At 63.0% G+C, this 14,034-nt stretch carries 13 protein-coding genes; all 13 read right to left on the reverse strand.

Features of this window, described 5'->3' with window-relative positions; genetic code table 11:
- Positions 1-21: 21 nt before the first annotated feature.
- The 13 genes from NKH63_RS21000 to NKH63_RS21060 all read right to left on the reverse strand — a co-directional run bounded on the left by NKH63_RS21000 (position 22) and on the right by NKH63_RS21060 (position 13,997).
- Positions 22-1,080 (reverse strand): ABC transporter ATP-binding protein, encoded by a 1,059-nt coding sequence (locus NKH63_RS21000; protein WP_352639150.1) that lies wholly within the window; start codon positions 1,078-1,080, stop codon positions 22-24.
- Between the two features lie 39 nt (positions 1,081-1,119).
- Positions 1,120-1,941 carry a carbohydrate ABC transporter permease gene (locus tag NKH63_RS21005; RefSeq protein ID WP_023674179.1) on the reverse strand — a complete coding sequence of 274 codons (822 nt, stop codon included), beginning with the start codon at positions 1,939-1,941 and terminating at the stop codon, positions 1,120-1,122.
- A complete protein-coding gene (locus NKH63_RS21010) occupies positions 1,942-2,844 on the reverse strand; it encodes a carbohydrate ABC transporter permease (protein ID WP_352494401.1) in 903 nt (300 codons plus the stop codon).
- A gap of 35 nt (positions 2,845-2,879) precedes the next feature.
- Positions 2,880-4,217 carry an extracellular solute-binding protein gene (locus NKH63_RS21015; protein ID WP_023716964.1) on the reverse strand — a complete coding sequence of 446 codons (1,338 nt, stop codon included), beginning with the start codon at positions 4,215-4,217 and terminating at the stop codon, positions 2,880-2,882.
- Positions 4,218-4,278: 61 nt separating this feature from the next.
- Positions 4,279-4,938 carry a GntR family transcriptional regulator gene (locus tag NKH63_RS21020; RefSeq protein ID WP_023716963.1) on the reverse strand — a complete coding sequence of 220 codons (660 nt, stop codon included), beginning with the start codon at positions 4,936-4,938 and terminating at the stop codon, positions 4,279-4,281.
- Positions 4,939-4,977: 39 nt separating this feature from the next.
- Complete coding sequence (locus NKH63_RS21025) at positions 4,978-5,862, reverse strand: dihydrodipicolinate synthase family protein (protein WP_023716962.1); 885 nt, start codon at positions 5,860-5,862, stop codon at positions 4,978-4,980.
- A 202-nt stretch (positions 5,863-6,064) separates the two neighbouring features.
- Positions 6,065-7,861: an ABC transporter ATP-binding protein gene (locus NKH63_RS21030; protein WP_352788350.1), complete on the reverse strand. Its 1,797-nt coding sequence runs from the start codon at positions 7,859-7,861 to the stop codon at positions 6,065-6,067.
- Positions 7,858-8,802 carry an acetamidase/formamidase family protein gene (locus NKH63_RS21035; protein ID WP_352918632.1) on the reverse strand — a complete coding sequence of 315 codons (945 nt, stop codon included), beginning with the start codon at positions 8,800-8,802 and terminating at the stop codon, positions 7,858-7,860. The genes NKH63_RS21030 and NKH63_RS21035 overlap by 4 nt, the downstream gene beginning before the upstream one ends.
- The gene (locus tag NKH63_RS21040) at positions 8,792-10,435 is read right to left on the reverse strand and encodes an ABC transporter substrate-binding protein (protein ID WP_352846091.1); all 1,644 of its coding nucleotides are present in this window, start codon (positions 10,433-10,435) and stop codon (positions 8,792-8,794) included. The genes NKH63_RS21035 and NKH63_RS21040 overlap by 11 nt, the downstream gene beginning before the upstream one ends.
- Before the next feature lie 32 nt (positions 10,436-10,467).
- Entirely contained in the window at positions 10,468-11,388 is a 921-nt protein-coding gene (locus tag NKH63_RS21045; RefSeq protein ID WP_352483693.1) for an ABC transporter permease, read from the reverse strand.
- Entirely contained in the window at positions 11,385-12,251 is an 867-nt protein-coding gene (locus NKH63_RS21050; RefSeq protein ID WP_198030455.1) for an ABC transporter permease, read from the reverse strand. The genes NKH63_RS21045 and NKH63_RS21050 overlap by 4 nt, the downstream gene beginning before the upstream one ends.
- Positions 12,252-12,270: 19 nt before the next feature.
- Entirely contained in the window at positions 12,271-12,873 is a 603-nt protein-coding gene (locus NKH63_RS21055; RefSeq protein ID WP_023716955.1) for an ANTAR domain-containing response regulator, read from the reverse strand.
- Positions 12,870-13,997, reverse strand: coding sequence for a transporter substrate-binding protein (locus NKH63_RS21060; RefSeq protein ID WP_023716954.1), 1,128 nt, complete (start codon positions 13,995-13,997; stop codon positions 12,870-12,872). The genes NKH63_RS21055 and NKH63_RS21060 overlap by 4 nt, the downstream gene beginning before the upstream one ends.
- Positions 13,998-14,034 lie beyond the last annotated feature (37 nt).

The raw sequence follows: 14,034 nt of genomic DNA on the forward strand, positions 1-14,034 counted from the left end.
CGCATTCACCAGACCATAGGGTCAGATGCGCCGACCGGTTGCTGCGTCGAACAGATGCGCACATGCGCGGTCGATCTCGATCCGCACCGGCGCGCCCTGCTTGAGCGGAAGCCGTTCGCGGAAAAGGCAGGAAATTTCCTCGCCGGCGCAGTCGACCTTGGCGAAGATTTCCGAACCTGTGGCTTCCAGAAGCGTGACCGTGCCTGGCATTCCCCCGGCAGTTGCGCGGATATGTTCGGGGCGGATGCCGTAGACGAGTTCGCGTCCTGCGGCATCCGCCGGCTGGGCGCCTTCCGGCAACGGCAGGATCAACCCGCCGGCGCTGCGGAACACGCCCTCCTCGATGCGGCCGGCAATGAAGTTCATGGCGGGCGAGCCGATGAAACCGGCAACGAAGAGATTGGCCGGATGGTCGTAGAGGTCCAGCGGCGCGCCGATCTGCTCGACCAGGCCGTCATGCAGTACGACGATCTTGTCGGCCATAGTCATGGCCTCGATCTGGTCGTGCGTGACATAGATGGTCGTGGTACCCAGCCGCTGGTGCAGGGCCTTGATCTCGCCGCGCATCTGGACGCGCAACTTGGCGTCGAGGTTGGAGAGCGGCTCGTCGAACAGGAAGACCTGCGGGTCGCGTACGATCGCGCGGCCCATGGCGACGCGCTGGCGCTGGCCGCCGGAAAGCTGGCGCGGATAGCGGTCGAGCAGCTTTTCGAGGCCAAGAATGCCGGCTGCCTTCCTGACCCGCCCAGCGGTATCGGTCGGGTCGGCTTTCTTGATCTTGAGGGCAAAGCCCATATTGTCGGCCACAGTCATATGCGGATAGAGCGCATAGTTCTGGAACACCATCGCGATGTTCCGGTCTCGCGCCCGCAGATTGTTGACCATGCGCTCGCCGATTGCGATCCTCCCGCCCGAGATCGTTTCAAGTCCGGCAATCATGCGCAGCAGCGTCGACTTTCCGCATCCCGACGGGCCGACCAGGATGACGAACTCGCCGTCGGCGATATCGACACTGACGTCGTGAATAATCTTGGTGGCCCCGAAGGCCTTCTGCACGTTGTTGATCGTTACCGATGCCATTGGATCTTTCCTGGAAAAAAAGTGATGTCCGGACGCGCCTCAGCCGCCCTTGACGGCGCCGGCGGTCAACCCCGCGACGATCTGCCTTTGCGCGAACATGGTCAGGATCAGCACCGGCAACGTCACCACCAGCGCCGCCGCGGCGAGCGGCCCCCAGCTGACCTGCTCGTAGGACAGCATGTTGTAGACGGCGACCGGCAATGTGCGCGTCTCCCGGCTGGCGAGCACCACGCCGAAGACGAAATTGTTCCACGAGAAGATCACGGACAGGATGAAGGCGACGACGATGCCCGGCTTGGCGATGGGCAGGGCAACCAGCCGGAAAACCTGCCAGGAGCTGGCGCCGTCGATATTGGCTGCCTCTTCCAGTTCCATCGGCGTGGTCTCGAAATAGCCGATCATCACCCAGACCACGATCGGCACCGTCACCACCAGGTGGATGATGATCTGCGGCCAGAGCGTGCCGAGAATCCCGATCCATTGGAACAGCAGAAACAGCGGGATGAGATAGGATAGCCCAGGCGTCATGCGGGCGATCATGATGACGACGGCGGATCGCTCGGCCTTGAGCCGCGCGATGCCATAGCCGGCCGGTACGCCGATCAGCAGCGCCAGCAAGGTCGCCGTGCCGGTCACCAGAACCGAATTCCAGAGATAGAGCAGGAAATTGTTCTCCTCGAACACCTTTACATAGTTCGACCAGGCGAAACGTTCGGGGATCAGGATCGGCGGATAGGCACCGTTGTCGATTTCGAACTTCAGCGACAGCGAGATCATCCAGAGGAAGAACAGGATCGCCGGCGAGACGAAAACCAGGGCAGCGAAAAACAGACCGATCTGGTTGAGCAGCCGTGAACTCATCTATTTGCCCTCCGTATCGATCCACTGCGAGCGTTGGCGCAGCATCAGCAGGACAAAAGACAGGGCCACGATGACAATGAAGAACACCACGGCCATGGCCGAACCGTAACCGATATCGTAGTAGGAGAAGGCGGTGTTGTAGAGATAGATGTTGATGGTTTCCGAGGCCGTGCCCGGCCCGCCCTGGGTCATCGCGTAGATGATGTCGAAGCTCTTCAGCGCATCGATGGTGCGGATGATGACCGCGATCATCAGGAACGGCGCGATCATCGGCAAAGTGAGATAGCGGAATTGCTGCCAGGCATTGGCGCCGTCGATCTCGGCGCTTTCGAAGGGCTCGCGCGGCACCGAGGCCAGCCCACCCAGCACAATCAGCATGACCAGCGGCGTCCACTGCCAGGTCTCGACCGCAACCAGCGACGGGATGACCGTGTTGGCATTGAAGATCCATTCCTGAGCCGGGATGCCGACCAGCGACAGCAGGTAGTTGAGCACGCCGAGTTGAGGATGGAACATCATGGTCCAAACCAGTGCCACAGCAACGGGCGTCGCCATCATCGGCATGACGAAGACGCCGCGCAGCAGACCGCGCAGCGGAAACCTGGCGTCGAAGATCAGGGCGGCCACGGTGCCCAGGAGCATCGGCGCTGCAACCGAGAGGAAGGTGTAGGTCAACGTATGAACAAGGGATTCCCAGAAACGTGGGTCGCTTGCCAGGCGGAGGTAGTTTTCCATCCCGGCAAAGCTCCGCGACTGGCCGAGCGTCCAGCGGTTGACGCTCATCCACAGCGTGAAAGCCCAAGGAAAAACGATGACGGCGCCAACGACGACGAGTGCGGGGACAACGAAAGGCCAGTAGTTGGGAGCCAGCCGGATCGTCTGGCTCCCGTCGATAACCGGCATCGTCACCCCGGTCTGTTCTGGGGTGGTGGCCGACATCAGCCCTGCTCGCTCCTGTCGAGAACCGGCTGGAACTGCTCGGTGGCCTTTTTCAGCTCGGCGGCGGGATCGGCGCCGGCAATCATGTTGGTCAGCGCCACGCCATAGATGTCGCGGAATTCGGTGACGGGAATGATGACCGGCAGCGCCAGCCGGCTGATATTGCCTGAGCCGATCACGGCATCAAGCCAGCTTGCCGGCATAGTGACGCCTTCGCGCACCTTGGGATCCTCCAGCACGGATTTGCGGAACGGAACGCCGGCGCCGGCCTGCAACAGCCTCGCGCCCATGGCTGGCGATACCGCCCACTGGCAGAACAGATAGGCGGCCTCCTTCTTCTCGCTGGCGGCGGTAACGCCAATCCCGTCGCCAAAGGTGCCCGAGGCATGCGCCTTGGGACCCTTGGGCATGACGCCGTAGCCGACCTTGCCGACCACCCTCGATTTTTCCGGGTTTTCCATCGGCGGGGCAAAACCCACGCCGTCGAGCCACATGCCGATCTTGCCTTGCAGGAAGGCAGACTGTGCTTCGGCCCAATTGAACCCGGTGACGCCCGGAGGGGCGGACTTGGTCATCAATCTTTGATAGAGCGCGGCAGCCTCGATCGCCTCGGGAGCCTCGGTGCGCAGCTTGCCCTTGTCGTCGAGCGGCGTCATGTCGTAGCCGAGCATCAGCGATGTCCACACCGGCGTATTTGCGTTCTTGAGCCCGCGGGCGACGAAGCCGTATGTATTGGTCGACGGGTCGGTCAGCGCTTCGGCGGCGGCCACCAGTTGCTCGAAGGTCTCGGGGTATTTGAGGCCCTTGGCCTCGAACAGCTCCTTGTTCCAATAGAGTATCCAGTAGTCCACCGAGAAGGGTAGCGAGCGCAGCACGCCCTGGCCGTCCTTGGCAAACAGCATGCCGGCCTCGGCGAAGTCGCTTTCGACCAACCCCGGGTCGGTGAGCGACGGGTCGGCGAGGTAGCCGGCGATGTCAGCCAGCCAGCCACCTTTCTCGAACTGGCGCTTTTGCACGTGGTAGCTCAGATGCACGACGTCGAAGCTGGGCTTGCCCGAGCTCAATTCGATCACCGTCTTCTGGCGCTGCTGCTGCTCGGGCGTGGCCTCGGCATTGACCTTGATGCCGGTCAGTTCCTCGAACTCGGCGAGATATTTCAGGATGGTGTCGCTGCGCGGGCTTTTCACCAGATTGACGTCAAGCGTCGTCCCGGCAAAGCGTTTCCAGTCGACGCCTGCGGCAAAGCTAGGGCGGAGCCCCACAAGGCCGGCGGCGGTGAGCGCCGCGGTTCCGGCAAGGAGTTGCCTCCTGGTTGGGTTGAACAGATTGGACGACATTTCTTCCTCCCGGTTGCTGTCGTTGTGGATGCGCCGCGAACCGCGGCGCGGCTATATTTCCTCAGATCTGGAGCGCCAGCCGGCGCGCATTGTCGATATGCAGACTGATCGCTTCAACCGCCTTTTGCGAATTGCGGCTCTCCATGGCTTCGATGACCGCCAAATGTTCGCGCATCACCGGCACCACGCGACCGTCGATGCGGAAACGCTCCTGGTGGATCAGCCGGATTTTCACCGAGTTGACCAGATAGGCCTTGGCGATGATCTCGTTGCCCAGCGCATTGATAAAGGTATCGTGCATGGCCCAGTCGATGGTCTGGGCCTTGGCTTCCATTTCCGGCGTCGGCGCCTGCCCCAGAGCTTGAGCCAGCATCTCCTCGTGTTCGCGCCGCATGCGGGCAAGTTCGGCATCTGAAGCGCTGGCCGTGAATAGCGCCACCGCCTCGCGTTCCATGAATAGCCGAAACTGAAAGGCCTCGCGGATCAGATTGATGTCGATGTGCGCGATTTGCATGCCGCGCTGCGGGATGGTGGTCAGCAATCCCTCGGCCTCGAGACGCGGGACGATCTCGCGAATAGCGCCCAGCGGCAGCCCGGTGAAAGCGACCAGTTCGCGCTGTGACACGAACTGCCCCGGCCGCAGATCACGGGCCAGCAAATGCCGCGTGAAGCTGGCATAGGCTTTCTCCCGGAGAGTGATCGGTTCGCTGCCGTCTTCCACTTCAGCTCGCTTCCTTGTCGGCCAGCCCGGCCTTGTCGGTCAGGCCGCCTCTGTCGCAAACAGCCTGTCGTAGGCCGCGGCAAGCTGCCGCCGTCCTTGTGGGCCGATCGCCTCCAGGGGCGGGCGGACCGCCAGCCAGCGCTCGTCGCCGGTCGTGCGCGCGACCATGACCTTCACCGCCGGTGTGACCGGGTATTTGAGCAATTCGAGCACGAAGTCCTCGACGCGTGGGTCGTCGCGGCCGTCTTCGACCATTGCGAGGATTTCGCCGGTAACAAAATTAGCCATGCCGGAAATCGCACCCTGTCCGCCGCGGCGCACGCTTCTCGCCAGATGCCGTTCGTCGCCGATCAGGATCACCAGATCGCCATGCGCTTCAAGCAGCGCCTCACTGTAGCTCCAGTCCCCGCCGGAATCCTTCACCCCGGCCACCACAGCGGGAAAGGCGGCGCGCAACCGGCCGATCAGCCCAAGCGGGAGCGGCACCATGGTGACAGAGGGGATGTTATAGAGGAGCACATCACGCGCCAGCGGGCCGAGTGCGGCGAAGACGGCGGAAAACCATCCGAACAGCCCGTTCTCGCCGACATTCTTGAAGTAGCTCGGCGGAGCGAGCAGAATGTTGCGAACGCCGCGCTGCAAAGCGTGCCGAGCCTGATCGGCGGCATCTTCGATTGCATCGACCAGCACGCCGGCGACGAGCTGATGTGCCGGTATACCGGCCGCCAACATGGCTTCGGTGACGATCCGCCGCTCGTCGGTGCCCACCGAGGCTCCTTCCCCGGTGGTGCCGAACAGCGTCGCGCTGCTGCAGCCGGCGCCAAGGCAGGCTCGGGCGTGCGCGATCATCGGCGCGAGCGCTATCTGCCCCGACGGGTCGAAGGGTGTGGCTAAGGCAACCGAAAGACCAAAGCGGGAAGCCAATGCGATCTCCGTTGAAATCAATGTGCACGTAGCGTTAGCACGCTAACATGTCAGATGTAAACTGGCGATCTTGCCAACTCGGCATCGCCGATTGGCGCTGCCGCGGCAGCGCCATCACCGATCACATCCTGCCGCCCGAGCATCACATATGCTGCTGTCCCCGAGCGTCTGCGGATTGGCTGGACGAGGCGGCCTAAGCTGATCAAGTGGCGACGAGGTGGCCGTCGCCAACATCTTCAAGCTTGAGTTTCCGGGGCTCGTCACCGATGCGCCGCACAGCGCTTGGAATTTCGCTGTCCAAACGGGCGAACCGGGCGCGGCGCCGGCCTGGATCGGGAACCGGAACGGCTTCGATCAGCCGCTTTGTGTAAGGATGGCGCGGGTTGGAGAAAATCTGGTCGCGGGTGCCCATCTCGACGATCTGCCCCAGATACATTACCGCCACGCGATCGGAGATGTTCTCTACCACCGCCATGTCGTGCGAGATGAAGAGATATGCGACGCCGAATTCGCGCTGCAGTTCCTTCAGCAATCTTAACACGCGCGCCTGCACCGACACATCGAGAGCAGAGACGCTCTCGTCGGCAATGATCAGCTTTGGTCGCAGCGCCAGCGCCCGTGCAACGCAGATTCGCTGGCGCTGCCCGCCGGAGAATTCGTGGGGATAGCGCTCCATCTGGTCAGCGGAGAGGCCGACGCGTTCGAACAGTGCGGCGATCTGGGCGTGCCGTTGCTCTTTGTCGCCGAGGCCGTGGATCAGCAGAGGCTCGGCGACGAGATCGCCTACTCGCATGCGCGGGTCGAGGGACGCGAAGGGATCCTGAAAGATCATCTGCACATTGCGGCGTACAGCCTTGCGCTCCTTGCGGCTGAGCGCCGACAAGTCGTGGCTGCCGATTGAAATGCTGCCGGTGTAGGGCACCAGCCCGGCGATCGCCTTGGCCGTCGTCGACTTGCCGCAGCCCGATTCGCCGACCAGCGACAGCGTTTCGTGCGGCGCGATCGAGAAACTGACGCCCTCGACCGCGTGCACCCTGCGGTCAACGCGACCGAAGAAGCCGCCGCGCAGGTCGAAGCGGACGTGAAGATCGCTGACGGATACAAGCTCGGCCGGCATGTGGGCGGCGTCTTGTCGGTCTTCGGCCGGCCGTCCGCCGCCGATGCGTGGCACGGCGGCCAGAAGCTCGCGCGTATAATCTGCCTGCGGGCGGGTGAAGATGTCGGTCGCGCTGCCCTGCTCGACCATCCGGCCATCGCGCATGATGATAACGCGGTCCGCCATCTCGGCGACGACACCCATGTCGTGCGTGATCAGGATAACACTGGTGCCGTGCTCGCGCTGCAGGTCACGCAGCAACTCCAGCACCTCGCCCTGAACGGTGACGTCGAGGGCGGTCGTCGGTTCATCGGCGATCAGCACATCCGGATTCAGGGCCAGAGCCATGGCAATCATCACGCGCTGGCGCATGCCGCCTGAGAGTTCGTGCGGATAGTGCTCGAGCCGCCGTTCGGCATCCGGAATTCGGACTGCCTTCAGCGCCTCGAGCGCCCTCAGCCGCGAGTTGGAGCGCGACCGCGAGGTGTGTGCCTCGATCGCCTCCGTGAGCTGCCGGCCGATGGAAAGAACCGGATTGAGCGATGTCATCGGTTCCTGAAAGATCATGGCAATGCGGTCGCCGCGGATGCGGCGCATACCACTCTCGCTAAGAGCCGCGAGATCCTGATCGCCGAGCCGGATGGAGCCTGATCTGATGCGTGCCGCCGGCTGCGGCAGCAAGCCCATGATGGCCAGCGCCGTCATCGACTTGCCGGAACCGGACTCGCCGGCGATGCAAAGCGTTTCGCCGCGCATCAGGTCGAATGTCAGGTCGGAAACGACGTCGCGGTCGCCCTCTTCGCCGCGCACGGCGACGCTCAGACCTGAGACGCTGAGTACCGGCCTGACAGAGCCACTCTCCGCGGCGGCCTGCCCGGATCGTTTGATGTCCTCCACCTTCATTCAAAGACGCAGCGCGGGAAGTAGAAAGAAACCACCCAGTTGGGCATGTCGACGATCTCGCTGATGCGCAGGTCGCCGCAAACCGACACAAGCATATAGGCGTCTACCGGATCCATGCGGTAGCGGCCGGAGAGCAGGTCGATCATCTGCGAGACGGCGCTCCTGGCGCCGTCCATCAGATCCGGCCCGATACCGGTTGTCACCTCATAGCCCTTGGCGTCGAGATGTCGCGACACCGGACCGGGCGTCGTGAAACGCGGCGTCCGCAGCCGGGCATCCTTGACCAGATCGAGCGTCAGCACGGCGTTCATGGGGCTCTCGATGGCCGTGCCGCAGACCTCGCCGTCGCCTTGCGCGGCGTGCGTGTCACCGACCGAGAACAACGCTCCCGCGACCTCTACGGGCAGGTAGAGCACCGTGCCGGCAGCGAGATCACGGATGTCCAGATTGCCGCCCACCCGCCGCGGCGGGACCACCGAATGCAGACCCGGCTCAGCCGGGGCATTGCCGATGGTGCCGGCGAAGGGCTTGAGCGGCACCCGGCCGCTCTTGCCGAACAGCGCCGGTTCGAGCGAGGCGGCGTCGTACTTCCAGATATTCAGTGCCGGTTGAGTGAAGTCATCCGCCAACAGACCGAATCCCGGGATATTCGCTGTCCAACCGAAGCCGGACGGCTTGAACGCCTCGATGGTGATTTTCAGGGCATCGCCGGGCTCTGCCCCGTCGACATAGATTGGCCCAGTGACCGGGTTCACCTTGGCAAAATCGAGCAAAGCAACGTCGTCAACGGTGCTCTCCATCGTCAGCTGCCCGCCGGACGAGTCCAGGCACTGGAACTCGATCGTCGACCCTGGCGCCACCCGTTCGGCCGGGACAAAGGAATTGTCCCAGCCGAAATGATGGTGGCGCCCGTGGATGGTGTAGTCGCAGTTATTGCACATCGGTCACATACACATTGTCGTAGTTGATCGGGATGTGGACCGGGTCGACATAGAGGTTGTCCGCGCCACCCATGCGGGTTGATTTCATGGTGAAACGCTGCTCGTTGAACACCGGTGCCCAGGGCGCGTCGTCCATGATCTTGCCGTAGATCTCGCTCCACATCTTGGCGCGTTCGCCAGCCTTGGCCGGGTCGACGATGGAGTCGGCTTCGGCCGCCTTGGCGTCGAGCTCCTTGTTGCAATACCACGACCAGTTCCAGCCGCCCGGGACGGCACCAGCGCAGCCGAGGATCGGGCCGTAGAAGTTCGACGGATCGGGGAAGTCGGCGATCCAGGCCATGCCGCCGGACCAGATCATCGGCGCACCGGCCTTGTCGCCGCCGGCGGCGATGACGTTGGCCTGCGCGAGCGACTGGATGCTGGCCTTAATGCCGACCGCCGCCAGATCCTGCTGGATGGCCTGCGCGATACGCGGGTTGGGATCGGTATTCATTGCAAACAGCTGCGTGTCAAAACCACCGGGATGCCCCGCCTCGGCAAGCAAGGCCTTGGCCTTGGCTACGTCATAGGGATAGCCCTTGAATTCTTTGTCGTAGCCAGGCATCGACGGCGGCAATGGCTGATTGGCCGGCACCGCACGGTTGTTGATCAGCTGGACGATGCGGTCCTTGTTGATCGCCATGTTGACCGCCTGCCGCACCTTCAGATTGTCGAACGGCGCCATGGTGGTATTCATGGTGATATAGCCGGTGTGCAACTGGCCGCCCTCGACGACACGGGCCTTCTGCTCGGGATCGGCCATCACCTCCTGGAATTTCGCTGGCGGAATGCCGTCGCCGGGAACGTCGATCTCGCCTTTCTGCAGCCGCAGCAGCGCCACTATCGGCTCCTGGCCGATCTCAAAGGTGATCTTGTCGAGATGCGGCAGGTCCTTGTGCCAGTAGTCCGGGTTGCGCTCGAAGACCACGCGCTGGCCGAGCGTCCATTCGGCGAGCTTGAAGGCGCCGGTTCCGACCGGGTGCTTGCCGAAGTCCGCGCCGTATTTTTCGACCTCTTCCTTCGGCACGACGTGCGAGAAGTTGATCGCCATGACATGCAGGAAGGTGGCGTCGGGCCGGGTCAGCTCGAACTTGATCGTGTAGGGATCGACGACGGTTATGCCGGCCAGGCTTTCCGCCTTGCCGGCAGCGACATCGTCATAGCCTTTGATCGACCCGAAGAAGCCGGCACCAGGGCTCTGTGTCTTTGGATTGGTGAGCCGGTCGAGCGAATATTTCACGTCGTCGGCGGTCATCTCGCGGCCATTGTGGAACTTCACTCCTTGGCGCAGCTTGAAGGTGAAGGTCTTGCCGTCGGACGCAATCTCGTAGCTCTCGGCAAGGTCGGGCCGCAGGTTGGTGGTGCCCGGCTCGTAGTCCATCAGCCCGTCGAACAGGCTCTTGATCATCGACCAGTTCTGCCAGTCATAGCCGATGGCCGGATCGAGCGTAGCGACGTCGTCCTTGTAGGTAATGGTGATCGCGCCGCCCTGCTTGGCATTCGGATCGACGGCGTCTTCGGCGCGTACGCTCGTCATGCCAAGCACCAGCGCAAGCGCCGATGCCGCCACGGTCGATATCAGATATTTTCTCATGTCATGTTCCCTTTCTCTGGTGTTCTTGGTTTTCATCTGAGCTTGATGCGTGGATCGATGAACGGTGCGACAGTGTCGGCCAGGAGATTGCCGAGCACGATGGCAAAGGCCGAAACCAGGGTGACCCCCATGATGATCGGAATGTCGATGCGCTGAATGGCCTGCCAGGCTAGCTGGCCGATGCCTGGCCAGCCGAACACGCTTTCGACAACCACGATGCCGCCCATGAAGATGCCGATGTCGATGCCGATCATGGCAATGACCGGCAGGATGGCGTTGGGCAGCGCGTGCCGGAAGATAATGGCGCTGCGTGCAAGACCCTTGGCACGCGCGGTACGCACGTAATCCTGGCGCAGCACGTCGATCATCGACGAGCGCATCATGCGGGCGTACCAGCCTGCGCCGAGAATTCCCATGGTCAGCGATGGCAGCACCAGATGGCGCCAGGTGCCGTAACCGCCGATCGGGAACCAGCCGAGCCGCACCGCGAATACATAAAGCAGCAGCAGGCCGACAACGAATTGCGGCGCCGAAACGCCGACGAAGGAGGCGACCATCAGCGACTGGTCGGTGGCGGTGCCACGCTTGACGGCGGCGATGAGGCCCATCGTCAGCCCGATCACGACTTCGCAAGCAATGGCGCCGACCATCAGCAGCAGGCTTGCCGGCAGACGCGAGACGATAAGCTCCGTGACCTCCGAGCGCTGAATGTAGGAGCGCCCCAGATCGCCGCTGAGCAGGCTGATCAGATAGTGCCAATACTGGACGACAAAGGGCTGGTCGAGGCCGAGCTGCCGGCGGATGTTCTCGACCGTCTCGGGCGTGGCGCTGCGGCCGGCGATCTGGCGGACGGGATCGGCGGGCAGCAGATAGAGCAGCGCAAAGGTGATCAGAGAGACGCCGAGCAAGATGAGCACGGCCTGGACAACGCGGCGGCCGAGATAGGCGATCATGCCCGCCCCCTTTGCGTCGGATCGAGGATGTCGCGCAGCGCATCGCCGACCAGGTTAAAGGCCAACGCCAGCGCCAGGATCGCCGCACCCGGAAAGAAAACCAGCCAGGGCGCTGCCTGGAAATAGGTCTGGTTTTCGAAGATGATGTTGCCCCAGGAAGCAGTCGGCGGTTGCACGCCGATACCGAGATAGCTGAGCGTCGCTTCCAGAAGCACAGTGGTCGAGATGCCGAGCGTGCCCCAGACGATGATCGTCGGCAAAAGGTGCGGCAGGATATGACGAAACAGGATGCGTGGGGCGCTTGCGCCGATGGTGCGCTCGGCATCGATGAACTCGCGCTCGGCGAGCGAACTTGTCTCGGTGTAGATGACGCGGGCGGTCTGCACCCAGTTCACCAATGCGATCACCATAGCGACGATCCACAGGCTCGGCTGGAGCACCGCCGCCAGGCAGATGGCGAGCAGCAGCGCCGGGAAAGCCATCATCAAATCGGTGAAGCGCATAAGCGCGCTGCCGATCCAGCCGCGGAAATAGCCGGCCGTGATGCCGACCAGCGTGCCGATCAGAAGCGCCACGCCATTGGCGACGATGCCGATGATCAGCGACGTGCGCGCGCCGAAGAGAAGACGGGTCAGCAGGTCGCGGCCAAGCAGGTCGGTGCCTAGCCAGAATTGGGCTCCCGGCGGCAGTGGCGCGCCTTCAAGCGTGAGCCCGTCAAACATCTGCTCGTTCGGATCGTAGCCTGTCAGCCACGGTGCAAGAATGGCGCCGGCCAAGACAAGGGCAATAATCCAGAGGCCGAGCAATGCGAGAGGCCGTTTTAGCAGACGTCGCCAGACGCCGGCGCGAGGCTTGGCTGGCATACGCCCGGCGGCTGAAAGCTCAGGCGCGATCGGATTGGTCATCGTCGCCTTCTTCTTGTGTCATCGCCACGATCCTGCGCGCGGCGTCCTCGACGCTGATTTGCCAGCTCATCGCCAGCGAGCGGAGCTGCGCATAGGCACGGCCGTCCTCGGCGCCCTTCGACAAGACCTCCACCGCGCGTACGATGGTCTGGCGCTCCGCGACCCGCTGACGAAGCGAGGCGATCTCGCTGGCCAGAAGCTTGCGCGCCTCGAAACTCTGCCTTGCGATCAAAAGCGCGCTATAGACGCCGGCGTTGCCGACCGGTTTCAGCAATTGGGCATCGGCCTTGTGCGACAGTGCCCATTCGACACGCCCCGGCGCCTCGGAGCCGATCAGCGCTATCAGCGGCATCGGTGCCTCGCCCGGCTTCCACGGAAATTGCTCGTCAAAGCCGAGGTCTACGTCGAAGAAAACGAAGTCCGCCGCCAAGGCTTCGGCCGGCAGTTCCGGCCAGAAGCCAATCGCCTCAAGGCCGATGGCCGACAATTGCCTTGTGATCGCCTGCACGGTCGGATGTGGACGATGCAGGACAAAAGCCCTGGCGCCTCCAAGGTTCGGGATACGCGCCATCTTGCTCACGACACCACCCGCAGGCGTGGCCGCCCGAACGTCTCCGTCCGGTCATAGCGGGAAAGGTAGGGATCGGGTGCCACGCCCTTCGTCAGCGTGACCGTTTTGAACGATGTCCCATCGATACGTCCGATCTGCACCGGCAAGGTAGCGTGCTGGGTTTGCGGATCGATGGCGATGTCGCCCAGCGGTGTTCGAAATGATGTTCCGGCAAAGACCTTGGGCAGGTCCGTCCATTGTGCACCGGGGTTGCGGGTGAGGATCTCGGCGAGCGTGCGCACCGAGGCATAAGCCGCCGCCTCGAAGGATGAGGCAGGCATGACGGAAGACACTGAAGCCGCTCCGCGATCCGCCCCCGAGGTGTCGTGAAAATAGGGCCCAACGGAAAGATGACCATCCCCTGCCCCGTTGAGCGCCGGCAATTCGCATTCCGTGAGATTGCAGGACAGGATCGGGCAACGCTCCGGCCTGAAATGCGGGTCGCGCCGGCCAAGCTCGGCATAGGCGGCGATAAACGCATAGGAAGAAGGGCCGATGAGATTGTTCAGAATGAAATCAGGTCTCGTCGCCTGTACCTCCGCGATCAGCCTCGCAACATCGACCTCGCCAAGCGGCAGATAGCGTTCGCCCAGCACCTTGCCGCCGGCGTCCGCAATCAGGTCGCGCGCCACACGGTTGGTCTCCCAACCCCAGATGTAGTTGGAACCGAGCAGGAAGCCGTCGGCGCCGAAACGAGGCACGACATAGGCAAGTAGCGGTACGAGATGCTGATTGGGGCAGGCGTGGGTGTAGACGACATGCTCATTGGCTTCGAAGCCCTCGTACGGGCAGGCATACCACAGCGTGCCGCCTGCCCTTTCCAGGATTGGAATGACCTCCTTGCGGCTCCACGAGGTGACGCAGCCAATGATGTGACGCGCGCCGCTGTTGGCGAGAATGTCCGCGCAGCCGCTTGCATACCGATCGATGTTGCCCTGCGGGTCGCGCTCGACCGGGATGAATTCGAAGGGGACAACGGGATCGGCGTTGACGTCGGCGATGGCGTTCATCGCGCCCGCACGGCAGGATTCGGACACCAGCCGGTAGTTGCCGGACCGCGAATAGAGAATGCCGATCTCGATATGCCGTTTCAAGCAAAGCCTCAAAATGACAATGCCCCGCAGCCACCGC

The organism is Mesorhizobium sp. M0960 (genome assembly GCF_040319055.1).
Lineage (GTDB): Bacteria > Pseudomonadota > Alphaproteobacteria > Rhizobiales > Rhizobiaceae > Mesorhizobium.

Bases quoted from the DNA above. Each gene is read 5' to 3' on its own strand.
- NKH63_RS21000 (WP_352639150.1), bottom strand. From the start codon at position 1,080: ATGGCATCGGTAACGATCAACAACGTGCAGAAGGCCTTCGGGGCCACC.
- NKH63_RS21005 (WP_023674179.1), bottom strand. From the start codon at position 1,941: ATGAGTTCACGGCTGCTCAACCAGATCGGTCTGTTTTTCGCTGCCCTG.
- NKH63_RS21045 (WP_352483693.1), bottom strand. From the start codon at position 11,388: ATGATCGCCTATCTCGGCCGCCGCGTTGTCCAGGCCGTGCTCATCTTG.
- NKH63_RS21015 (WP_023716964.1), bottom strand. From the start codon at position 4,217: ATGTCGTCCAATCTGTTCAACCCAACCAGGAGGCAACTCCTTGCCGGA.
- NKH63_RS21035 (WP_352918632.1), bottom strand. From the start codon at position 8,802: ATGTGCAATAACTGCGACTACACCATCCACGGGCGCCACCATCATTTC.
- NKH63_RS21050 (WP_198030455.1), bottom strand. From the start codon at position 12,251: ATGCCAGCCAAGCCTCGCGCCGGCGTCTGGCGACGTCTGCTAAAACGG.
- NKH63_RS21030 (WP_352788350.1), bottom strand. From the start codon at position 7,861: ATGAAGGTGGAGGACATCAAACGATCCGGGCAGGCCGCCGCGGAGAGT.
- NKH63_RS21010 (WP_352494401.1), bottom strand. From the start codon at position 2,844: ATGCCGGTTATCGACGGGAGCCAGACGATCCGGCTGGCTCCCAACTAC.
- NKH63_RS21040 (WP_352846091.1), bottom strand. From the start codon at position 10,435: ATGAGAAAATATCTGATATCGACCGTGGCGGCATCGGCGCTTGCGCTG.